At 67.5% G+C, this 22,201-nt stretch carries 19 protein-coding genes and 1 other RNA gene; 7 read left to right on the top strand and 13 right to left on the bottom strand.

What is annotated here, in order from left to right; all coding sequences use genetic code 11:
* Nucleotides 1-4 precede the first annotated feature (4 nt).
* The 3 genes from moaA to moeA are packed head-to-tail and all read left to right on the top strand — an operon-like array spanning nt 5 to nt 3,122.
* Nucleotides 5-1,156: a GTP 3',8-cyclase MoaA gene (moaA, locus tag ABIC94_RS07900; RefSeq protein WP_354372476.1), complete on the top strand. Its 1,152-nt coding sequence runs from the start codon at nt 5-7 to the stop codon at nt 1,154-1,156.
* Nucleotides 1,153-1,803, top strand: a complete 651-nt coding sequence (gene mobA / locus ABIC94_RS07895) for a molybdenum cofactor guanylyltransferase MobA (protein WP_354372475.1) — start codon at nt 1,153-1,155, stop codon at nt 1,801-1,803. Before moaA ends, mobA begins: the two co-directional genes overlap by 4 nt.
* On the top strand, nt 1,800-3,122 hold the full coding sequence (gene moeA / locus ABIC94_RS07890; RefSeq protein WP_354372474.1) for a molybdopterin molybdotransferase MoeA: 1,323 nt from the start codon (nt 1,800-1,802) through the stop codon (nt 3,120-3,122). Before mobA ends, moeA begins: the two co-directional genes overlap by 4 nt.
* A gap of 30 nt (nt 3,123-3,152) precedes the next feature.
* Here the strand turns inward: moeA and rnhA are convergent, their stop codons facing one another.
* Entirely contained in the window at nt 3,153-3,602 is a 450-nt protein-coding gene (rnhA, locus tag ABIC94_RS07885; RefSeq protein WP_354372473.1) for a ribonuclease HI, read from the bottom strand.
* A 33-nt stretch (nt 3,603-3,635) separates the two neighbouring features.
* On the bottom strand, nt 3,636-4,406 hold the full coding sequence (locus tag ABIC94_RS07880) for a class I SAM-dependent methyltransferase (RefSeq protein ID WP_354372472.1): 771 nt from the start codon (nt 4,404-4,406) through the stop codon (nt 3,636-3,638).
* On the opposite strand from ABIC94_RS07880, the gene gloB reads away from it, so the two are divergent.
* Nucleotides 4,405-5,193 (top strand): hydroxyacylglutathione hydrolase, encoded by a 789-nt coding sequence (gloB, locus tag ABIC94_RS07875; RefSeq protein WP_354372471.1) that lies wholly within the window; start codon nt 4,405-4,407, stop codon nt 5,191-5,193. The two genes, ABIC94_RS07880 and gloB, sit on opposite strands and share 2 nt — an antisense overlap.
* Nucleotides 5,190-6,800: a transglycosylase SLT domain-containing protein gene (locus ABIC94_RS07870; protein ID WP_354372470.1), complete on the top strand. Its 1,611-nt coding sequence runs from the start codon at nt 5,190-5,192 to the stop codon at nt 6,798-6,800. Before gloB ends, ABIC94_RS07870 begins: the two co-directional genes overlap by 4 nt.
* A 40-nt stretch (nt 6,801-6,840) precedes the next feature.
* On the opposite strand, the gene ABIC94_RS07865 is transcribed toward ABIC94_RS07870, so the two are convergent.
* The 7 genes from ABIC94_RS07865 to dnaX form a co-directional block, all read right to left on the bottom strand.
* A complete protein-coding gene (locus tag ABIC94_RS07865; RefSeq protein WP_093019062.1) occupies nt 6,841-7,674 on the bottom strand; it encodes an ABC transporter permease in 834 nt (277 codons plus the stop codon).
* On the bottom strand, nt 7,671-8,486 hold the full coding sequence (locus tag ABIC94_RS07860; protein ID WP_354372469.1) for an ABC transporter ATP-binding protein: 816 nt from the start codon (nt 8,484-8,486) through the stop codon (nt 7,671-7,673). The genes ABIC94_RS07865 and ABIC94_RS07860 overlap by 4 nt, the downstream gene beginning before the upstream one ends.
* 54 nt (nt 8,487-8,540) lie before the next feature.
* Entirely contained in the window at nt 8,541-9,575 is a 1,035-nt protein-coding gene (locus ABIC94_RS07855; protein WP_354372468.1) for an ABC transporter substrate-binding protein, read from the bottom strand.
* A 148-nt stretch (nt 9,576-9,723) separates the two neighbouring features.
* Nucleotides 9,724-10,116: an MAPEG family protein gene (locus ABIC94_RS07850; RefSeq protein WP_354372467.1), complete on the bottom strand. Its 393-nt coding sequence runs from the start codon at nt 10,114-10,116 to the stop codon at nt 9,724-9,726.
* Between the two features lie 19 nt (nt 10,117-10,135).
* Nucleotides 10,136-10,726, bottom strand: coding sequence for a recombination mediator RecR (recR, locus tag ABIC94_RS07845; protein ID WP_354372466.1), 591 nt, complete (start codon nt 10,724-10,726; stop codon nt 10,136-10,138).
* Between the two features lie 7 nt (nt 10,727-10,733).
* Complete coding sequence (locus ABIC94_RS07840; protein WP_012747441.1) at nt 10,734-11,066, bottom strand: YbaB/EbfC family nucleoid-associated protein; 333 nt, start codon at nt 11,064-11,066, stop codon at nt 10,734-10,736.
* 99 nt (nt 11,067-11,165) lie between these two features.
* Nucleotides 11,166-13,028 (bottom strand): DNA polymerase III subunit gamma/tau, encoded by a 1,863-nt coding sequence (dnaX, locus tag ABIC94_RS07835; protein ID WP_354372465.1) that lies wholly within the window; start codon nt 13,026-13,028, stop codon nt 11,166-11,168.
* 179 nt (nt 13,029-13,207) lie between these two features.
* Between dnaX and ffs the strand changes: the two genes are divergently transcribed.
* Nucleotides 13,208-13,304: signal recognition particle sRNA small type (ffs, locus tag ABIC94_RS07830), an RNA gene on the top strand.
* A gap of 77 nt (nt 13,305-13,381) precedes the next feature.
* On the opposite strand, the gene ABIC94_RS07825 is transcribed toward ffs, so the two are convergent.
* Nucleotides 13,382-14,254 (bottom strand): class I SAM-dependent methyltransferase, encoded by an 873-nt coding sequence (locus ABIC94_RS07825; RefSeq protein ID WP_354372464.1) that lies wholly within the window; start codon nt 14,252-14,254, stop codon nt 13,382-13,384.
* A 109-nt stretch (nt 14,255-14,363) separates the two neighbouring features.
* Here ABIC94_RS07825 and ABIC94_RS07820 point away from each other — a divergent pair, with 109 nt between their 5' ends.
* Nucleotides 14,364-15,053, top strand: coding sequence for a helix-turn-helix domain-containing protein (locus tag ABIC94_RS07820; RefSeq protein ID WP_354372463.1), 690 nt, complete (start codon nt 14,364-14,366; stop codon nt 15,051-15,053).
* Between the two features lie 30 nt (nt 15,054-15,083).
* Here the strand turns inward: ABIC94_RS07820 and ABIC94_RS07815 are convergent, their stop codons facing one another.
* Genes ABIC94_RS07815 through ABIC94_RS07805 form a run of 3 tightly spaced genes read right to left on the bottom strand, consistent with a single transcriptional unit; the run spans nt 15,084 to nt 22,191 of the window.
* Nucleotides 15,084-16,331, bottom strand: coding sequence for a TIGR03862 family flavoprotein (locus ABIC94_RS07815; protein WP_354372462.1), 1,248 nt, complete (start codon nt 16,329-16,331; stop codon nt 15,084-15,086).
* Nucleotides 16,328-19,591 carry a UvrD-helicase domain-containing protein gene (locus ABIC94_RS07810; protein WP_354372461.1) on the bottom strand — a complete coding sequence of 1,088 codons (3,264 nt, stop codon included), beginning with the start codon at nt 19,589-19,591 and terminating at the stop codon, nt 16,328-16,330. Before ABIC94_RS07810 ends, ABIC94_RS07815 begins: the two co-directional genes overlap by 4 nt.
* Nucleotides 19,588-22,191: a PD-(D/E)XK nuclease family protein gene (locus tag ABIC94_RS07805; RefSeq protein ID WP_354372460.1), complete on the bottom strand. Its 2,604-nt coding sequence runs from the start codon at nt 22,189-22,191 to the stop codon at nt 19,588-19,590. The genes ABIC94_RS07810 and ABIC94_RS07805 overlap by 4 nt, the downstream gene beginning before the upstream one ends.
* Between the last annotated feature and the right edge of the window lie 10 nt (nt 22,192-22,201).

Genomic DNA, 22,201 nt, shown 5'->3' with positions numbered 1-22,201 from the left:
CCCCATGAACAGCAAAAGCACAACCGTCATTCCACTCTCCGAAATCGGCCGCGCACGCCCGGCGGTTTCGGTGCCGGAGATTGCCGTGCCCGCCACGGGCCACCTGCTCGACCGCCTCGCCCGGCCGCTGACCGACCTGCGCATCAGCGTGACCGACCGCTGCAACTTCCGCTGCAGCTACTGCATGCCGAAGGACGTATTCGACAAGGACTACCAATACCTGCCGCACAGCGCGCTATTGAGCTTCGAAGAAATGACGCGGCTCGCGCGGCTTTTCGCGGCCCACGGCGTGCACAAGATCCGCCTGACCGGCGGCGAGCCGCTGCTGCGCAAGAACATCGAGGGGCTGATCGAGCAGCTTTCCGAGCTTCGCACGCCGGCCGGTGAACCGCTCGCGCTTACGCTCACCACCAACGGCTCCCTGCTCCAGCGCAAGGCGGCAGCATTGGCCGCCGCCGGCCTCCAGCGCGTGACCGTGAGCCTCGACAGCCTCGACGACGCGGTGTTCCGCCACATGAACGACGTCGACTTTCCGGTGGCCGACGTCCTGGCCGGCATCGAGGCGGCGCTGGCTGCCGGGCTCGGCCCGATCAAGGTGAACATGGTGGTCAAGCGCGGCACCAACGAGCAGGAAATCCTGCCGATGGCGCGCTACTTTCGCGACAACCACGGCGGCAAGGTGGTGCTGCGCTTCATCGAATACATGGACGTGGGCGCCACCAACGGCTGGCGCATGGACGAGGTGCTGCCTTCGGCGGAGGTCATCGCGCGCATCGGCGCCGAGTTTCCGCTCGTGCCGCTCGAGCCCAGTGCGCCCGGCGAAACCGCACAGCGCTGGGCCTATGCCGACGGCGGCGGCGAAGTCGGTGTGATCAGCAGCGTGACCCAGGCTTTCTGCCACGACTGCAGCCGCGCGCGCCTGTCTACCGAGGGCAAGCTCTATCTCTGCCTTTTCGCCAGCGCGGGCCACGACCTGCGGCCCCTGCTGCGCGGCACGGCCACGGATGAAGACATCAGCTCCGCCATCGGCCACATCTGGCAAGGCCGCGCCGACCGCTATTCCGAACTGCGCGCGCTTCGCGGCCCCGAAAGCGCCGAGCACGACACCAACGACAAGGCGCCGAGACGCGTCGAAATGAGCTATATCGGCGGATGACTCCAAGCACACAAGACCCCATTTCCCCCGGCGAGATCACCGGCCTGCTGCTGGCCGGCGGCCGCGGCTCGCGCATGGGCGGCGTCGACAAGGGCCTGCAGAACTTCAACGGCTCGCCGCTCGCAATGCATGCCGTGCTGCGCCTGGGCATGCAGGTCGGCGAGGTGATGATCAATGCCAACCGCAACCTGGCGGCCTATGAGTCGTTCGGCGTTCCGGTCTGGCCCGACAGCCTGGCCGACTACGCGGGTCCGCTCGCGGGTTTTCTGACCGGCCTCGAGCGCTGCGAAACGCCCTATCTCCTCACGGTGCCATGCGACACGCCGCTGTTTCCGCTCGATCTCGCGAGCCGGATGGCCGAAGCGCTCGTTGCCGACAACGCAGAAATCGCCATGGTCAGCGCACCCGAAACCGCCGCCGAACCCGGCTCGGCGCCGGTGCTGCGCCCGCAGCCGGTGTTTTGCCTGCTGCACACGGCACTGCTCGAAAGCCTGGTGAACTTCACCCAGTCTGGCGGCCGCAAGATCGACGCCTGGACCGCGCAGCACCGCACGGTGCTCGTGCCCTTCGACCGGCCCGGCGATGCGCCCGATGCTTTTTTCAACGCCAACACGCTGGCCGAACTGCACGCCCTAGAAAACCGATGAGCCGCATCGCCGACATTGCCGCCGCCCTTGCGGGCTATGACCCCCAGGCCCTGAGCGTCGACGGAGTCCAGGCTTTTCTGGCGCAACTCGTGGCACCCGCCGTGGTGTCGGACCGCGAAGAGGTCGGGGTGCGCGAGGCCCTCGGCCGCGTGCTGGCCGAAGACATCATCTCGCCGGTCAGCGTGCCGCCGCACGACAACTCCGCGATGGACGGCTTTGCCTTCGACGGCGCCATCCTGCGGGACGACGCGCCCACCGATGCATCCATCGAAATGCGCGTGGTCGGAACGGCACTGGCCGGCGCGGCCTGGCGCGGCGCTTTGGGTGCCGGCGATGCGGTTCGCATCATGACGGGCGCGGTCATGCCCGAGGGGCTCGACACCGTCATACCGCAGGAGTTCTGCAAGGTCGATGGCGACCGCGTGAGCTTTCCCGCCAGGGTGCTTCGCCGTGGCGACAACCGGCGCTTCGCGGGCGAAGACCTGATGCAGGGCCAGCCGGCCCTGAAACGTGGCGAGCGCCTATCGCCCGCCGCCCTTGGCATGGTCGCGAGCCTCGGCTTGCCTTCCGTCTCCGCGCTGCGGCGCCTGCGGGTGGCCTACTTTTCGACCGGCGACGAAATCCTGAGCCTCGGCGAGCCGCCGCGCGAAGGCGCCGTGTACGACAGCAACCGCTACACGGTGTTCGGCCTGCTCACGCGGCTGGGTTGCGAGGTGATCGATCTGGGCCTGGTGCGCGACGATCCGGCCACCCTCGCCGCCACGCTGCAACGCGCCGCCAGCGAGGCGGACGCCATCATCACCAGCGGCGGCGTGAGCGTGGGCGCCGCCGACCACACGCGCGCCGTGATGCAGCAGCTTGGCGACATGGCCTTCTGGCGTGTGGCCATGCGTCCGGGCCGTCCGTTGGCGGTCGGGCTTGTTCCGCGTGGCCAGGCTTCTTCATCGCAGCCGGGCTCTGCCGTGCTGTTCGGCCTGCCCGGCAATCCGGTGGCGGTGATGGTCACCTTTCTTGCGTTCGTGCGGCCCGCATTGCTGCGCATGATGGGCTGCCACGACATCGCAGCCGCACCGCCGCCATTGCTGCGTGCGCGCAGCGCGAGCGCGATCCGCAAGAAGCCCGGCCGCACGGAATACCAGCGCGGGTTCGTCAAGGCATTGACCGGCGCGCTGCCCGAGGTTCGCATCGCGGGCAACCAGGGCTCGGGCGTATTGAGTTCGATGGTCGAGGCCAACGGGCTCGTCGTGCTGCACCACGATCAAGGCAACGTGGCCGCGGGCGACGAAGTCGACGTGATGATGTTCGACGGGGTCATTTAGCTCGCCCCTGTCTTCGCTCACTTCAGGGGTTCAGATCCGGCCCAGCGCCTTGTCCACACCCTTGTTGGCGAGCATGTCGGCACGCTCGTTGCCCACGTCGCCCGAGTGGCCCTTGACCCAGCGCCATTCGATGGTGTGGCCACCCTCCGCCACCAGCTTGTCGAGTTTCTGCCAGAGCTCGACGTTCTTTACCGGCTGCTTGGTCGAAGTGCGCCAGCCCTTGGCTTTCCAGCCGCGGATCCACTCGGTGATGCCCATGCGCACGTACTGGCTGTCGAGGTAAAGAATGACTTTGCAGGGCCGCTTGAGGGCGGCAAGGCCCTCGATCACCGCGGTGAGCTCCATGCGGTTGTTGGTGGTGGCGAGTTCGCCACCGAACAGTTCCTTCTCGGTGGCGCCCGACTTGAGCCACGCACCCCAGCCGCCGGGGCCGGGATTGCCTTTGCACGCACCATCGGTGTAGATCACGACTTCGTTCAAAACTTGCTTTTCCTTCTTCTTTCAATCATTCGTTCAATCGGTGAGGTCGGCCTTGTGCACCTTGCCCGCGAGGGGTACCGGCGCGGTTGCACGCGCTGCGGCGCGGCGCCATTCGGCACCCAGAAGGCGCATGCCCCGCACCCGCTTGACCGCCACCAGGAAATACACCGCGCCGAAGATGGGCCACCAGCGCTCGCCGGCGGTGTCCATCCAGCGGCAGCGTTCGAGCCATGCCTCGCTGCGCACCGCAGGCCGGTAGACGCCAAAACGCCCCGACTCCACTTCGAAGCTCAGGAGCCGCAGCCAGTCGCGAATGCGCCAGTAACCGATGAACTCGCCGCCCTCGGGCAGAAAGAGGTCTCCGAAACCGAGCTTGCGGTACAGGTGCGCGCGGCGCTGCCGCATGCCCCAGAGGCTGGCCGGGTTGAGCCCGGAGATCACCACGCGGCCCTCGGGCACCAGCACCCGTTCCACTTCACGCAAGGTTGCGTGAGGGTCGGGGCTCAGTTCCAGCGCGTGCGGCAGCACCACCAGGTCGAGGCTGTTGGCCGCAAACGGCAGCGCCGCAAAGTCGGTGAACAGCGCGGCCCTGCCGGGCTGTTGCAGGGGGTCGCTCAGGGCCAGCCAGCGGTGCGGCATGCGGTTGGTGCGCAGCCCGTCCAGCTCGGCGGCGCCGAGCTGCAACGCGTGGTAGCCGAAGACATCCGCCACCGCCTGGTCGAACTGGGCCTGCTCCCACGCCAGAAGGTAGCGGCCGGGGGGGGTCGCGAACCAATCCTGCAAACCTATAATTTGACCGCTCATGACCCTCGTTCCGCTGCCCGCCTTCGCTGACAACTACATCTGGATGCTGCAGGACGGGTCCAACGCGATCGTGGTGGACCCGGGCGACGCTCAACCGGTATTCGACGCGTTGGCGCGCGACAAGCTGCAGCTCGCCGCGATTCTAGTCACGCACCATCATCCCGATCACACGGGCGGCGTGGCCGCGCTCCATGCCGCAACCGGGGCGCCGGTCTTCGGCCCCGCGCGCGAGCGCATTCCGGAGCCCTTCACCCCGCTGTTGCAGGGCGACAGCGCCGAGGTGCTCGGGCTGCGCTTCCAGGTCATCGACGTGCCGGGCCACACGGCCGGCCACATCGCCTACTTTCTCCCGGAAGGCCAAGGCCAGGCACCGCTGCCACCGCTGCTCTTCTGCGGCGACACGCTGTTCTCGGGCGGCTGCGGCCGCCTGTTCGAAGGCACGCCGGCGCAAATGCTGGCCTCGCTCGATGCGCTGGCGGCACTGCCCGGCGACTCCCGCGTGTGTTGTGCGCACGAATACACACTTGCTAACCTGCGTTTCGCCCAAGCGGTGGAACCGGGCAATGCCGATCTGACTCAGTACACCGCGCATTGCGAAAACCTGCGCGCGCAGGGGCAGCCCACGCTACCCTCGCAACTGGCCACAGAGCGCCGAATCAACCCCTTTCTTCGCAGCCGCGAAGCCACTGTCCTTAGAGCGGTGCGCGAGCACGCCGAGCTTTCCGCCAATGCGGCCGAAGCCGATGTGTTCGCCGCACTGCGCCAATGGAAAAACGACTTCCGATGAAATTTATCGCTGCTGCCTGCCTTGCAGGCTCACTGTTGCTCGCGGGCTGCGCGGGCACCACCAGCCCGTCTTCCTCCACGTCCCCGCAATCCACCGCCACCACTGGCGGTACCGGCGCCAAAGTGGCCGGCAGCGCGGCGCCGGTTTACCCGGGCGGCCCGCTCACCCCCATCACCAGCAGCGAAGCCCATTCGCAAAGCGTTGTCACGCTGGCGCCTCCCGCCGACATGTGGGACCGCATCCGCCGCGGCTTCAAGATGCCGAACCTCGAGAGCGATCTGGTGCGCGACCGCGAGCAGTGGTATGCCACCCGGCCCGACTACATCCAGCGCATGACCGAGCGTTCGAACAAGTACATGTTCCACATCGTCGAGGAGCTCGAGCGGCGCAACATGCCGACCGAACTCGCGCTGCTGCCGTACATCGAGAGCGCGTTCAACCCGCAGGCCATTTCCAGCGCGCGTGCCGCGGGCATGTGGCAGTTCATGCCGGCCACCGGCACCGACTTCGACCTGAAGCAGAACATCTTCCGCGACGACAGGCGCGACGTGGTGGCCTCGACCCGCGCCGCGCTGGACTACCTGCAAAAGCTCTACCGCATGTTCGGCGACTGGCAGCTTGCGCTGGCCGCGTACAACTGGGGCGAAGGCAGCGTGAGCCGCGCCATTGCCAAGAACCAGCGACTCGGCCTGCCCACCACCTACAGCGACCTCTCCATGCCGGCCGAAACGCGGCTCTATGTGCCCAAGCTGCAGGCGGTGAAGAACATCGTGGCCAATCCGCAGGCGTTCAACGCCGAACTGCCGCTGATTGCCAACCACCCGTATTTCCAGACCGTGACGCTGACGCGCGACCTCGACGTCGAACTGGCGGCCAAGCTGGCCGACGTGCGCATCGAGGACTTCCGCGCCCTCAACCCCGCCGCGCACAAGCCGGTGCTGATTGCCGCCGGCACGCAGCAGATCCTGCTGCCCTGGGACAACGCGGCCGTGTTCCAGCGCAACTTCGACGCCTACTCGCAAGGCCAGTACGCCAGCTGGACGGCATGGGTGGTTCCCAACACCATGACGGTGGGCGACGCCGCCCAACGCTCGGGCATGAGCGAGGCCGACCTGCGTGCGCTCAACAGCATTCCGCCGCGCATGCTCATCAAGGCCGGCTCCACGCTCATCGTGCCGCGCGGCGCCCGCGTCAAGGAAGACGTGACAGCACTCGTGGCCGACAGCGGACACCTGAGCTTCCAGCCCGAAATCGTCAATCGCCGCACCACCGTCAAGGCTGGGCGCAACGACAGCGTGGCCAGCATTGCGCGCCGCTACAAGCTCAAGCCCGACAGCGTGGCCGAGTGGAACGACGTCAAGCTCAACCATTCATTCAAACGCGGCTACAGCGTGGTGGTGTACCTGCCGGTCCGGGCTGCACCTCAGGCCCGTGTCGGCTCGGGCGCGGCACCGGCTCGCGGCCATGCCGTCGCAGGCACCAAGCGCGGCGGCGGCGCAGTGAAGGCAGTTGCCGCACGCGGCAGCAACGTGGTGAAGTCGCCGGCCGGCAAGCAGCAGGTCGTGCGCGAGAAGCGCGGCGGCACGCCGTCGAAGAAGAAGCGCTGAACTTGACGCGCCGGGCCGAGAGGCCGGGCGCATCGCAGCGCTAGAGCTTCTCGGTCTCCCCGCTGCGGGGCTGCCATTTCATCAGCCGCTTCTCGATCAGGCCGACAAGCCCGTCGAGCAGCAACGCAAAGGCCGTCAACACCACGATGCCGGCAAAGACGGTGTTCACGTCGAAGGTGCCCTCGGCCTGAAGTATCAGGTAGCCCACGCCGCGCGCCGAGCCCAGGTACTCCCCCACCACCGCGCCCACGAAGGCCAAGCCCACCGACGTGTGCAGGCTCGAGAACACCCAGCTGGTCGCGCTGGGCAAATACACCGTGCGCAGCAGTTGCCGCTGGTTGGCCCCCAGCATCTTCGCGTTGGCCAGCACCACCGGGCTCACCTCCCGCACGCCCTGGTAGACGTTGAAGAACACGATGAAGAACACCAGCGTGACGGCCAGCGCCACCTTGCTCCAGATGCCCAGGCCGAACCACAGCGCGAAGATCGGCGCCAGGATCACGCGCGGCATCGAGTTGGCGGCCTTGATGTAGGGGTCGAGAATCAGGCTCGCCGTTGGCGCCAGCGCCAGCCAGAGCCCGCAGGCCAAGCCCAGCACGGTGCCGATACCGAAGGCCAGCACCGTTTCGAGCAGCGTGGTGCCCAGGTGGCGATAGATGTCTGCGTTGCCCTTCAGCCCCTCGGGGAACAGCAGGTTCGGCGGCACCTCGAAAGGCAGAAACCAGCTCCAGATGCGCCCCGCCACCTGAATCGGTTCACCCAGGAAAAACGCGATCTGCTGGTTGCGCGACGCCACATGCCAGCCCACCAGAATGACCGCCAGCAGCACCAGCTGCCAGAAGCGCGCATTGCGTTCGTTGAGGCTGGGCATCATGCGGCCTTCCTCAGTTGTTGCGCGTAGCCCTTGAGCACTTCGTCGCGCAGCACCTCCCAGATCTGCGTGTGCAGTTCGACGAAACGCGGCTGCGTGCGCACCTCGGCCACGTCGCGCGGACGCGCGAGGTCGATGGCGAACTCGCCGATCGGGTGCGTGGCCGGCCCCGCCGACAGCACCACCACGCGGTCGCTCATGGCAATGGCTTCGTCGAGGTCGTGCGTGATGAAGAGCACGGCCTTTTTCTTCGCACTCCAGAGTTCGAGCACCTCGTTTTCCATCAGCTGACGCGTCTGGATGTCGAGCGCGCTGAAGGGTTCGTCCATGAGGATGATGTCGGGGTCGAGCACCAGCGTTTGCGCCAGTGCCACGCGCTTGCGCATGCCGCCCGAGAGCTGGTGCGGATAGCGGTCGCCGAAGCCGGTGAGGCCCACGCGTGAAAGCCACGCCTCGGCCTGCTCGCGTGCATCGGCGTCGGGCACGCCGCGGTACTGCAGCCCCACCATCACGTTGTCGATGGCGCTGCGCCACGGCATCAGCGCCTCGGTCTGAAACATGTAGCCTGCGCGCGCGTTCACGCCCTTGAGCGTCTGGCCGAAGACCTTGATGGCGCCCGATGACGGTTCGAGCAATCCGGCGCCCACATTCAGCAAGGTGGATTTTCCGCACCCCGTCGGTCCCACCACCGAAACGAACTCACCTGCCCGAACGCGCAGCGTGGTGTCGGCCACCGCGGTGTAGCGCTGGCCCGGGTCGTCCTTCGAGTGAAAGGTGCAGCTGATGGAAAGGAGTTCGAGTGCGTAGTCGGACATGTCTGGCAGGAAGAAAAAACCCGGCCGAAGCCGGGTCGCGGGGACGCTCGAAGGTCAGGCTTTGAACCTGTCCTTCGCGCGCCGGGCAAAATCGTTGGTGTAGGTTTTGGCGAGGTCGATCTTGTCGACCTTCACTGCCGTGTCGAAGCTCGCAATGGCCGTGAGCGCCGTCTTCGGCCCCTCGGCCGGCACGAGGCCGTCGGTGGCAATCGATTCGCGCACCTTGTCGAAAGACGCAAGGTACAGCGCGCGGTCGCCGAGCAGATAGGTCTCGGGCACCGTCTTGATGATGTCGCCCGGCCCCGCCGTCTGCAGCCATTTGAGGCCGTGCACGATGGCATTGGCCAGCGCCTGGCAGGTGTTGGGGTTCTTCTGGATGAAATCCATCGGCGCATAGAGGCAGGCCGCAGGCATCGGGCCGCCGAACACCTGCTGCGTGCCCTTGAGCGTGCGCGTGTCGCTGATGATCTTCACGTCGCCCTTCTGCTCGAGCATGGTCATGACCGGGTCGGTGTTGCTGATGGCGTCGATCTGCCCCGAGCGCAGCGCCGTGAGCGCACCGGCCGCGACACCCACGCCGATGTAGCTCACATCGCTCGCCTTCAGGCCGCCGCGGGAGAGAACCAGATTGGCCACCATGTTGGTCGACGAGCCCGGCGCGGAGACGCCGATTTTCTTGCCCTTCAGGTCGGCGATGCCGGAGTAGCCCGCCATGTTCTTGGTCGACACGCCCACCGCGATTTGCGGTGCGCGCCCCTGCAGCACGAAGGCCTGGAAGAACTGGTTCTTGGCCTGCAGGTTGATGGTGTGTTCGTAGGCGCCGGAGCACACGTCCGCCGAGCCGCCCACCACGGCCTGCAGCGCGCGAGCGCCGCCGGCAAAATCGGATATCTCCACGTCGAGGCCTTCGGCTTTGAAATAGCCGAGCTGTTCGGAGATAGTGAGAGGCAGGTAGTAGAAAGCCGCCTTGCCGCCGACTGCGATGGAAATTTTTGTTTTCTCGAGCTTGGCTTGCGCAAAGACCCGCGGCAGCGCAACTGCTGCGGCAGCGACCGCGGAGGCGGTGATGAGGGTTCTGCGATGGAGCATGGAGCGGTCCTGCGGGCTCTTTGATTCTTGTGAACGGAATCGAGCTTAGGGGTGCGCCCCTGTTACCTGCATCGGGGTCATCCCGTGCGGGTTTTCACGTAAGCATGAAGGCCTCTGTCGAACGGCCTGCCAGAGGCCTCTCGCGGGCCTATCGCGCAATGAAAAGAATCGCGATGTTGACCAGGAATCCGAGCGCCCACACCGCGCTGCGCACGCTGCCGATGCCCTTGATGTAAACCGCGATGTAGATCACGCGCAATACGACATACGCCGCCGCCAGCATGTCGAGCCTTGCCTGCGCCGCGCCGAGTTGATGCGCAATGATCACCGCCCCGATAAAGAACGGCAGCCCTTCGAAGCTGTTGGCCTGTGCGCTGTTGGCGCGTGCGCGCCAGCCGCTCTGCTTCGCGGCCCAATCGCGCGGCTGAACGTTGTCGTGCGGACCGAAGCTGCCGGCCTTGGCAAGCCATGCCGCCAGATACGGCAGTCCGCACGCGATGAACACGCACCAGTAGGCGATGGTGAGCAATGAAAAAGTCATGTCGTCGGGTTGTCCGTGGCTACCGGCGGTCCACCAATGCATGCGCGATGGTGCCGAGGTCCACATATTCGAGTTCGCTGCCCGCCGGTACGCCGCGTGCAAGCCGCGTCACGTTGAGGCCTCGCTGCTTGAGCGCTTCGCCGATCACATGCGCGGTGGCTTCGCCCTCCGCCGTGAAGTTGGTGGCCAGAATCACTTCGCTCACTGTGCCGTCGAGCGCGCGGTCGAAGAGCTTCTGCAGGCCGATGTCCTTGGGCCCGATGCCGTCGAGCGGACTGAGCTTGCCCATCAGCACGAAGTAGTAGCCGCGGAACGCACCCGTGCGCTCGAGCGCCGCCTGGTCGGCCGGCGTCTCGACCACGCAGAGCTTGCTCGCGTCGCGTCGCGTGTCGAGGCACACATGGCACACCGGCGCCTCGGTAAAGGTGTTGCAGCGCTCGCAATGCCGCACGTTGCCGGCCGCCTGCTGCAACGCGCGCGAAAGCAGCTGCGCGCCCTCGCGGTCGTGCTGCAGCAAATGAAACGCCATGCGCGAGGCCGACTTCACGCCGACGCCGGGCAGGCGGCGCAGCGCATCGACCAACGCGTCGAGCGAACTCGCGTCGGCCATCAATGGCTCAGAACGGCAGCTTCATGCCGGGCGGGAGGCCCGGCATGCCAGCCGTGAGCTTGCCCATCTTCTGCTCGCTGGTTTCCTCGGCCTTGCGCACCGCGGCGTTGAAAGCGGCAGCCACCAGGTCTTCGAGCATGTCCTTGTCGTCGGCCAGGAGGCTCGGGTCGATGGTGATGCGCTTGACGTCGTGCTTGCAGGTCATCACGACCTTGACCAGGCCGGCGCCCGATTCGCCTTCGACCTCGATGGTGGCCAGCTCTTCCTGGGCCTTCTTGAGGTTGTCCTGCATTGCCTGCGCCTGCTTCATGAGGCCGGCCAGTTGTCCTTTGTTGAACATCGTTGGTCCTGATTGGTTGGAAATGGGGGGAAGGATAAGAGAGATGGCGGTCGAACCGGAATGCCGCAAGAGCCGGCACGAGTTTTCAGTAGCGTTCTGTCAGGCCGGCTTGAGCGTTCCAGGCACGATCTTCGCATCGAAATCACGCATCAGCATCTGCACCTCGGGGTCGCTGCGAATGGCATCTTCGGCCACGCGCTGGCGTTCGTCGGCAGCCTGCTTGTTGCGCCGTGCGGGGCTGTCGACCACACCGCCGATTTCAATGGCGAGCTTCACGCCGTGGCCCAGCGCGGCCAAGGCGTCGGTGAGCTTCTCGCGGGCGGAAGGCTGGTTGAGCAGTTCCCGCTCCACGCGCAGTATCCACTGGTCGACATCGCGCGCCACCAGCTGCGACTGCAGCGCAAGCTCGCGCGCCAACGCATTGATGCTCTCGGCCGCAATCATCTGCGTGACCGTGGCGTGCCAGAAATCGCCGTCTTCGCTGGGCGGAATGGGCGGCGCAGGGGCGCGTTGCTCGTCGAAGCGCGGCACGTCCCGCTGGCCCGGCGGCGGCTGCACGCGGATTGGAACCGCGAGCACCCTGGGGCTATCGCCAGTTGGAGCCTCTGCCGAGGTAGACGGCCTCGGAGGTCCGCCCTGCCGCATCGGTTCGCTGACCACCGCAAGGCGCTGGCCCGCCGGCGCCGGATTGACCTGCGGCGGCACCGGTGCGGCGGCCGGAACTGGCGTTTCGGCAACCGGTGCAACCCGAGCCGGCGGTGTGGCCGCAGGGGCCAAAACCGCCCGCGGGGCTTCATTCAGAGTTTTTTTTTCCGTGGCGGCCGAAGAAACCGCTGAGGACGTCGTCGCGCCGGAAGGCTTGAAGGCCAGCAGCCGCAACAGCACCATCGTGAGCGCCGCGTACTCGTCGGGCGCCAGGCCCAGCTCGCCGCGCCCATGCAGGCACAGGCTGTAGAGCAATTGCGTTTCGTCGGCCGGCATCAGCGCCGCGAGGCGCGCCGTGTCGGCCGCGTCCGGGTCGGTGGCCGAATCGGCCGATTCCACGCGCGAAGGCACCGCCTGCAGCACGGCCATGGCCTGCAGCACCGCCGTCATTTCTTCCAGCGTGGAAGCGGCAGACATTCCGTCGCGGCGCAGCGCCTCGGAGGTGTCGACCACCGTCTTGCCGTCGCCCTGCGCCAGCGCTTCGACGAGCTTGAAGACATGGCCGCGGTCGACGCTGCCGAGCATCTGGCGCACGCCGGTTTCAAGCAGTTCGCCGTTGCCGAACGCAATGGCTTGGTCAGTGAGCGACAGCGCGTCGCGCATCGAGCCGCGCGCGGCGCGTGCCAAGAGCCGCAGCGCCTGCGGCTCGGCCGGCACCTGTTCGGTCTGCAGCACGCTTGTCAGATGTTCGAGCACCGTTTCGGGCGCCATCGGCCGCAGGTTGAACTGCAGGCAGCGCGACAGCACCGTGACCGGCACTTTCTGCGGATCGGTCGTCGCCAGAACGAACTTGAGGTATTCCGGCGGCTCCTCGAGCGTCTTCAGCATCGCGTTGAACGCGGTGTTGGTGAGCATGTGCACTTCGTCGATCATGAAGACCTTGAAGCGCCCCTGCACCGGCTTGTAAACCGCCTGCTCGAGCAGCGACTGCACCTCGTCCACGCCGCGGTTCGAAGCCGCGTCCAGCTCGGTGTAGTCGACGAAACGGCCCGAATCGATGTCCTTGCAGGCCTGGCACACCCCGCAAGGCGTAGCCGTGATGCCGCCCTGCCCGTCCGGGCCCTGGCAGTTGAGCGACTTGGCCAGAATGCGCGAAACCGTGGTCTTGCCCACGCCCCGCGTCCCGGTAAAAAGGTAGGCGTGATGCAGGCGCTGCGTGGTCAACGCGTTCTCGAGCGCCTGAACCACGTGCCCCTGACCGACCATCTCACCAAAGGTTTTCGGACGGAACTTGCGAGCGAGCACGAGATAAGACATTGCGGGCATTCTAAAAGGCGCCGCGCCCGTTCCCGGAGCTATCCCGGAATCAAAAAAGACCCCCTCTTTTCGTGGGACACCGAGGAACCGGCTTTGCCGGGCCTCTGGTGTCGCCCCCAGCAGGGGGGTGGGCGAAGCGACACGAAGTGCGCGCAGCCTGGGGGGTTACAATAAGTGCTGACGGGCCTCCCTGCATGGTGAAGTGGCCAACCGGGTCAGGTGGGGAACCAAGCAGCCCTAACTGCGTAGTCAGTGCCAGGGGTAAGGCTCGTCAACCTAACATCAAAAAACCGCGAGTTCTCAAGAAAAGAACTTGCGAGTCGAAAGAGGGGCTCTGAGCCCCACTCCCACCCTCACGTGCTTCCCGCGCCCACCAGCATTTCGCATGGCCCGACGAAGCCTTCGCTCCCTTCGAACTGGCGCAGCGCCTCTTCGATGGCCTCCCAGGTGCTCGCGCGCTCGGCCTCGTCGAGCCCGACCATCATCTGGTGCAGCGCTCCGAAAGACTCGCGTTCGAAGCGCACGCATTCGGCCGCACTCGCCAGCCGCACCGGCGACGGCACCTTGCGCACCTCGATGTCGCGCAAGCCGGCTTTGGCAAACGCGGCCTCGAGCGCGCCTTCGGCACCGAGCGAAAAGGGCCCGGGCTGCCCCGGCAGCGGCGCGGGAAGCCGCGCGCGTTCGCGGATGATCTTCACGGGAATCGAAAAGAACGCATTGCGCTCGGGGGTCGAGTAGACGACCGCCGACACCCGCCCGCCCGGACGCAAGGCCCGCCGCATGCCGGCGAGCGCGCGCTGCTGGTCGGGGAAGTAGATCAGGCCCACGCGGCTGATTGCCGCGTCGAAGCTGCCGGCGGGCAGCGTGTCGAGCGCCTCGCCGTCGAGTTCGAGGGTCTCGAGGTTCGACAGTCCCGCGGCCTTGGCATCCGCGGCCGCGCGCTCGAGCAAGGCCGGCGCGATGTCGGTTGCAAGCACGTGGCCGCTGGCGCCCGCGCGCCGCGCAGCACCGATCGACTGCTCTCCTGCACCAGCCGCGACGTCGAGCACCCGGCTGCCGGGCCCGATGCGGGCCAGGTCGAACATCGTTTCCGTTGCATCGCCGAGCCAGCGGCCGAGAAACGGTCCCCAGCGATGCCAGGCCTCGGCGGCAGCCTGCCACTGAGCGCGGGTGGTGGTCTTGAAGGCAGCGGCGTTGAATGCCGGTGGGGCTGTGACGGTGGTCATGATGGGTCTCCATCGAGTGAGGGAGTCTCAAGAATGGCAGCGCGGCCCGAGGTTCGCCAGTCCAGAATTTGTACTGGCCTCGGCTCGCCTCAAGGACTAAATTGGCGCCATGATCGACTACGGCCAGTTCTGTACCGTGGCGCGCGGCGCCGAGGTGCTGTGCGAGCGCTGGACGCCGCTGGTCGTGCGCGAGCTGCTGTGCGGCAGCACGCGCTTCAACGACATCCGGCGCGGCGTGCCGCGCATGTCGGGCTCGCTGCTGGCACAGCGCCTGCGCAAGCTGGAGGAAGTGGGTGTCGTCAAGCGGGTTCAGGGCGACGGCAGCACGGCCGAATATCACCTCACCGCAGCGGGCGAGGAGCTGCGCCCGATCGTGATGGCGCTGGGCCATTGGGGCGCGCGCTGGATCGGCAGCCGGCTCAAGCGCGACCAGCTGGACGCCGGCTTCCTGATGTGGGACGTCCGCCGCTTCGTGCGGATCGACGAGTGCCCGCGCGCGCGCTGCATCGTGATCCACTTCCGCTTCACCGACGCAGCCGAGGGCGAGCGGCGCTGGTGGCTGGTCGTCGACCAGGGCAGCGCCGACCTCTGCCGCGACAACCCCGGCGACGAACCGACGCTGATCGTCGAATCGACCGTGCGAACGCTGACCGAGATCTGGACCGGCGATCTCGATGCCGGGGCTGCGCTGCGCGAGCGGCGCCTGCGCGTCATTGGCACGGAATCCGATACCCGCGACCTCTGGCGCTGGCTCGGGCGCAGCGTTTTCGCCGACACCCGGACTGCAGCGCGGCTCTGAGGCCTTCTCCGCCGCGGCCGCGCGAAACCGTCAGAGGCCCAGCCGCTTGACCGCGCCACGCGCCGCGGCCGCCCCGCTGGCCATCGACGCCGTCAGCAGGTAGCCGCCGGTCGGCGCCTCCCAGTCGAGCATTTCCCCTGCAACGAACACGCCCGGCAGCGCACTCGCCATGAGCCCTTCGTCGAGCGCATCGAAGCGCACGCCGCCCGCGGTGCTGATGGCTTCATCGATAGGGCGCGCCGCAACCAGGCGCAATGGCACGGCCTTGATGGTCGCCGCCAACTGCGCAGGGTCTTGCATAGCCTCTCGGCTCAGCACTTCGTGCAGAACACCAGCCTTGATGCCTTCCAGGCCAAGCCGACTCTTGAGGTGGCTGCTGAGCGAACGGGCGCCGCGCGGATGCGTGACGGCGGCCAGCACTTGCTCGGCGCTGCGGTCGGGCAACAGATCGAGCAGCAAAGTCGCACTGCCGTGCGCGGCGATCTCGTCGCGCAGCAATGCCGAAGCCGCATAGATCAAACTGCCTTCGATGCCCTTCGCGGTCGCAACGAACTCGCCCTTGCGCGCAAAGCGGCGGCCCTGGCTGTCGGTGAACGAAACTGCGACCGACTTGAAGGGCTGGCCCTCAAAGCGGCTGGAGAAATGTTCGCTCCACCCTGCCCCATCGAAGCCGCAATTGGCGGGCAGCAGCGGCGCGACGTCGACGCCGCGCGCTTGGAGCCACGGCGCCCACGCGCCGTCGGAGCCCAGCCGCGCCCAGCTGGCACCACCGAGCGCGAGCACTACCGCATCGGCCTTCACAGTGGCTTCGCCTGTCGGGGTGGCAAACCGCAGCGAAGCCGCAGCGATCGGCACATCTCCTTCGCCAAGCCAGCGATGGCGCATATGAAACTGCACGCCCGCCGCACGCAGCCGCTGCAGCCACGCACGCAGCAGGGGCGCGGCTTTCATGTCGGTCGGAAACACGCGGCCCGATGTGCCCACGAAGGTCTCGATGCCCAGGCCTGCGGCCCATTCTCGCGCCTGCTGCGGGCCGAACTGCGTGAGCGTGGGTTCGAGCTGTGCCCGGCGGTCGCCGAACCGGGTCATGAAGATGTCGAAGGGCTCGGAGTGGGTAAGGTTCAGCCCGCCGCGGCCGGCCAGCAGGAACTTGCGGCCCACCGAGGGCATGGCGTCGTACACGTGCACTTGCACGCCGGACGACGCGCTCAAGACTTCGGCCGCCATGAGGCCGGCGGGTCCGCCGCCGATCACGGCGACGGTATGGGAAAGAGTCATTCGAGATTTACCAGTTCGCCCTGCCCGGTCAGGAACGCGACGCGCACTGAGGCACCGGGATAGGCATGTTGCACAGCCACGCGGTAGCGTTGCATCTGTGCGATGAGTGCCGCGTCGCGCTCGGGGCGCGCGGCAGATTTGTAATCGAGGATCCACCAGGCACCGGTGGCGCGCTCGCGCACCAGCCGGTCGATGCGCAGCGTTTCGCCTTCGTGCACCAAGGTGACTTCGTTGCCGTGCCAGTCGATCATGCCTTCATTCCACGCCCATGCGCCGGCGCCGCCGCGAATGCGCTCGGCGAGCACCGCGGCGCCGCGCGCCTGCTGCGCGTCGAGCATGAACTCGCGAGCAGCGGCACGCACATGCGCGGGCGGCAATGCTTCGCCCGGCACAGCCCATTCGAGCAGCCGGTGCATCGCCTGGCCGAAAGCGGCAGCGCGCGCATCGACTGTGCCCTCGGCGGCCCTCTTGACGGCCATGGTTTCCTTGGCCGCAGGCGCGAGCACAGGCATTTTCTTCATCGAGAAACTGCCGGCTCCGGATTCCACCGGCAACGCGATCAGCGGCTCGTCGGCTTCCGCAGGTTCGCACATCGATTCGAGGCGCGACCACCAGCTGCCTTCGTTGGCACGGGCCGGCTGCACGGACGACAGCACAAGCCGCTCGCGCGCTCGTGTGGTCGCGACGTAAAGGCCGTTGAGCTCTTCGCGATGGCGTGCGCGTTGCTCTTCTTCGAGCAACGTGGCCGCGCAACCCGGCGGCGTTTTCTCGCTCGCCAGGAACACGAAACGCGTGGGCGCACTGTCGCTGCCCTTCCATTCGACCAGCACGCCCATGGTCTGGGCGCGCGGTGGTGGCGCGTCGCAGTCGAGCATCAGCACGGTGTCGGCCTCGAGGCCCTTGGCGCCGTGCACGGTCAGGAGTTGCACCGCATCGGGCACGGCGACGGACGGTGCCCTGACGCCTCCGGCGCGCAATGCGCGCACCAACGCATAGGGCGTGGCATAGCGCGCGCCTTCGATGTCGAGCGATGCTGCGAGCAGCCCGCGCAGGTTGGCCAATGCGTTCTGGCGCATGGCCGAGGGCATGGCGGCGCCGAACCGGGCGAGCACATCGCCCTCGTGAAAAATGGCGTCGAGCGCATCGTGCGGCGGCAATGCAGCAAGCCAGCGCTGCCATTGCTTGAGCCTGGCGCCCGCCTCCACCAATTCCGGCGGCAGGCCTTCGCCTTTTTGAATCAATGCGAACCAGCTCGACGAAGGTTGCTCGCGCTGGCGCAGGGCCAGTTGCACCAGCGCGTCGTCGCCGATGCCGAACAGCGGCGACTTGAGCGCACGCGCCAGAGAGAGGTCGTGCGCGGGCGAGACCAGTGCATCGATCAGCGCCACCACGTCCTGCACTTCAGGCGCGTCATGCAGCTCGTTCTTTTCGGGCTGCTGCACGGGAATGTGACGCTGGCGCAGCGCGTCCTGCATGGCGGCCAGGCGGTTGCGCCGGCGCGCCAGCACCATGATCTGCCGCGGCGGCGTACCGTCGGCAATGCGCTGCGCAACCCAGCGCGCGGCCTGCTCGCATTCCTTTTGCAGCAGTTGCTCTTCGGGCAACACACGCGGGGTGACGAGGCTGTCGCGCCAATGCAGCATGCCGTCGTCGGCAGGGGCCGCCTGCGCAACCGTATCGAGGGCGTCGCGGTCGATGGGCGGCAGCCTGAGAAGTTCGCCTTCGTCGTTGCGTTCGGTGGTGTGCGCGCGGTAGCCGTCGAACTCGCCGGCGTCTTGCGCAGCCAGCATCGCCTGGTTGACGAGGCCGACCACGGCGCGCGCATTGCGGTGGGTGTGATCGCAGTTGAGCAGCTCGCCATCCAGGCCTTCGCGCACGAACTTCTTCGCGGCGATGAACACCTGCGGCTCGGCGCGGCGAAAGCGGTAGATGCTCTGCTTCGGGTCGCCCACGATGAAGACGCGCGGCGCCTTGCCGCCCGCACCGGTGTAGGCGCTGAGCCAGCCGTAGAGCGCCTGCCATTGCAACGGGTTGGTGTCCTGGAACTCGTCGATCAGCAGATGGGCAATGCGTGCATCGAGCCGCTCCTGCACCCAGCCCGACAGCGCCGACTGGCCCAGCAGCAGCTGCGCGGCCTGCTCGACGTCGTTCATGTCGACCCATCCGTGCGCGCGCTTCACTTCGGCAAAGGCGGAGATGAGGATTCGCGTGAGACGCGTCATGCGCTGCTGGTAAAGCCAGGCCGCATGCTGGGCCTGCGCGGCGCACAGGGTCTGGAGCTCGGCCTCGGCTTCTTGCGCGGCGGGGTATTTCTGCAGGTTCTTGGTGAGCCGGTCTTCGGTGGCAACGAAGAAGTTCTTGCGCAGGTGCGCCAGCGCGGCCGCGCGCGATTCCTGCGGCGGTTCGCCGGTTCCGAACATGTCGATGACCGCCTCGGCGGCCTTCTGGGGTGTCTTGTTGGCTTCGCGGCCGAGTGCGGCGGCACGGTCGAGCCAGCGACGCCTGACGAGGTCGCCACTCAAGGCGTCGGTCGGTTCGTCCAGCCCTTCGAGCGAGGGATGCATGGCGCTGAAATGCTGCACCGCAGAGGCAGGGTCCGACAGCGAGAACTCGACCCGGCGCGTGAGCGCTTCGCCCAGCGCCTTGGCGGTCTGCGAACGGCCATAGGTCGCAACGACGGCGTAGTAGTCGGCCAGCGCCTCCTTGTCGGACGTCACGGCTTCGAAGAACGGGCGCCAGGTGCGCACGCGCGCCTCGGCATCGTCTTCGAGCAATTCGTAGTTTGCGGGCAGGCCCAGTTCGCGCAATACCGCCAGCGGCGCGTTGCGCAGCAGGCCCGCAAACCAGGCGTGGAAGGTACGAAACTGCACCGGCCGGCCGCCTTCGAGCAAACGCCTGTAGAGGCCTTGCAGGCGCGGTACCGCGGCAAGCGCGGCAGCAGGCTCCACGCCGCGCATCACGAGTTCGCGCACCAGCTCTTCGGGGCTGCGCTCGGCGAACTGCTCGAGCCATTGGTCGAGCCGCTCGCGCATCTCGCCGGCGGCTTTCTTGGTGAAGGTAATGGCCAGAATCTCGTGCGGCTCGCAGGCGGATTCGCCCTCCTCGAGCAGCGCGCGCAAGATGCGCGACACCAGCATCCAGGTCTTGCCCGCACCGGCGCAGGCTTCGACGGCGACGGAGCGCCGCGGATCGCAGGCGACGGTGTAGAAGGCCTCGCGGGTGACGTGCCGGCCGTTGTGTTCGTAGGCGGCGCCGTTCATCGGGCAGGCCCTCCGGTCACAGCCTCAGCCGATGGCGAAAGTGGCGGTTGTTCGACTTCCCAGAAATCTTTTCTGCAAAGCCCACGCGCCGCGCAGTAGTCGCAAATTGCGCCCTCCCCCAACGGCGGCAGCGCCGCGCCCTGGGCGATGCGGGTGAAATCGTCGAGGATGCCCGCGACCAGCGCATCGCGCGCCTCCACCACCACCGGCTGCTCGACGGTCTGCGTGCCGGACGACTTCTCGCCGACGTTGACGTAGGCCGCGCGCAGCGTGTCGTCGGCCACCAGCGCGGCATAGAAGGCAAGCTGCGTGTCCTCGGTCGGGTCTTTCACGCGCTCCTTGGTCACTGCGGCCGACTCGGTCTTGTAGTCGATCACGAAGGCCTGGCCATCAGGCATGCGGTCGATGCGGTCCAGCCGGCCGACCAGTTGCAGGCCGCCCAGCGGTTGCTCCTTCCAGGGTTCGGATTCGACGAAGACGGCGCCGCCGGCCTCGTGCCCCGCAAGCCATTGAAGGTAGCCGTCGCGCACCGCCGGCCAGGCAGCGGCGAACGGCAGGAACTCGGCATCGGACAACCCGAACTCCCGCGTGGCGCGCTCCGCCGCCGCGGTGATGTACGCGATGCGTTCGGCCAAGTCGTTCGTGGGGGCCTCTTTCAGCGCTTCATGAAAATGGCCCAGCACGGCATGCAGCCAGTTGCCGAAGTCGCGCTTGTCGACCTCGGCATCGAGCTCGTCGGCACTGCGCAGGCCGAGTTGCCGCAGCGCGAAGAAGCGGTAGGGGCAGCGGCGCAGGTCTTCATAAACGCTGGTCGAAATGTTCCGCAGCGGCAGCAGCGCTCCGGAAGGTGTCGGATACAGGGTCGGCTGCACCGCCACCTCGCGCGGCGTGCGCGGGTCCGCCGCCATTTGCAGCGCATGGTCGAGCTGCAGCGCCTGCACCAGCGGACTCGGCCGCACCGGCTCGCCGCTCGCATCGGACTGGCGCCACAGCAATTCGCAGCAAGGGTTGCACAAGGCCGCGGCCCATGCCGAACGTTGCGCGGCCTCGAGCGTTTCGCGCGCGGGCAAGCCCAACTCGGCGCGCTGGGCGGCGCTCCAGTTGCCGGGCGGTTCGGGCGACGCGGGCAAGCGCCGGTCGTCGCAACCGGGAATGACCACGGCGCCGAACGCGCGGCCCAGCAATTGGTGCAGCGGCAGCACCACCACTTGCGGTGCGTCACTGCCCGCGGGGGGCACGAAGCTGGCGTCTTCGAGCACGTCGCGCACCCAGGCGGTGAATTCGGCCAACGTGTGGCGCCCACCGGGAAATTCGTCGTCGTCGCCGTGGGCATCGGCATCGAGCCACAGCGCGCCGATCACCTTGGCGCCGGCCATGTCGGCTGCGAGCGGGGCCCATTGCTCGCCGGCCTCCAGCAGTTCGCGCAAGGCGCGCAGCCAGTCGGCCAGGGACATGGAACGGGCCATGGCCATGCGGCGGCCTTCGATGGCCTCGGTGAACGGCAGCAGCGCGATGTCTTGCGGCTTTTCGCTGCGCGCGGCCTGCCCGCACCAGGCGGACCATTCGCGCACGCCCTCTCGCCGCAGCCGCGCCTCGAGCACCTGCACGGCAAGCGCATCGCCGTCAGCGCCGCTCTTGAGCCATTCGAGCACCTGGTCGCTGCCCGCGTCGTGGGCACAGGCACGCAAGGCGCTCATCACGGTGGCGGCGGCGCGGGTGGTGGAAAGCTTCCAGCCGGTTTCGTCGTGCGCGGTGACACCCTGCGCCTGAAGCTGAGCACCGATGCGCCGTGTGAGCGCGCGGTCGGTGGTGATCAGCGCGACCGGCGCACGGCCCTCGGCCAGGTGCCGCAGCACGCAGGCGGCCGCCAGTTCCGCCTCGTCTTCGGGGTCGGCGGCGACATGAGCGCTGGCGGCCGAGGCCGCAGGGGCCGTGGGCACCAGCGAAAGATGAATGGCGCGATCGCCCCACAGGGTGCAGAGCGTCTGCGTCAACGGATCGGTCTGGAAGCCTTCGAGCACGATGAGCGCATCGACCTGCGTGCGCACGTTCTCGCGCAGCAGCACATCGGTGGCATAGCCCGAGCTGGCGGCCCAGGCCACCGCGACGCGGATCAGCGCGCTTTCGATGCGAAACCATTCCGACTCGCTGCCCGCTTCGGCCACGTGGGCCGCGCGCTGCGCCCATTCGCCGCCGCGCTCTTCCGGCAACGCCGCGGCGGCCAGCGGGGCCAGCTGGTAGGCCAGCTCGACCACGCGCCCGGCCAGGGCAAAGCGCTCGGCGGCAAAGCCGGCCTGCGACAGCAGCGCCTGCGCCGTGACCAGGTCGCGTGCCATGTCGAATGCGATGTCGTAGCCCGTGGGCAGGAAGCCGCCCGAACTGCGTGCCCAGTTGCGCGTGGTCTCGAATCGCGGCACGAAGCCGGGGCTGCCGCAGCGCGCCCACATGCCGCGCGCCACACCCATGAGCTGCGCATACGGCACCAGCACCACGGTGCGCGCCGCATGCAGCTGGCGCTGCGCGATGGCGCCGGCGATGCGCGCAACCACGCCGTCGGCGGGGTCGCACCACAGGGCCTGGACGGGGTGGCCTTCGTTCATGTTCTATCGA

This window comes from Variovorax paradoxus (assembly GCF_040544635.1).
GTDB classification, from domain to species: Bacteria; Pseudomonadota; Gammaproteobacteria; order Burkholderiales; family Burkholderiaceae_C; genus Variovorax; species Variovorax paradoxus_R.
The sequence above is the reverse complement of the archived record's forward strand: the minus strand, read 5'-3'. Positions and strand labels throughout refer to the sequence as shown.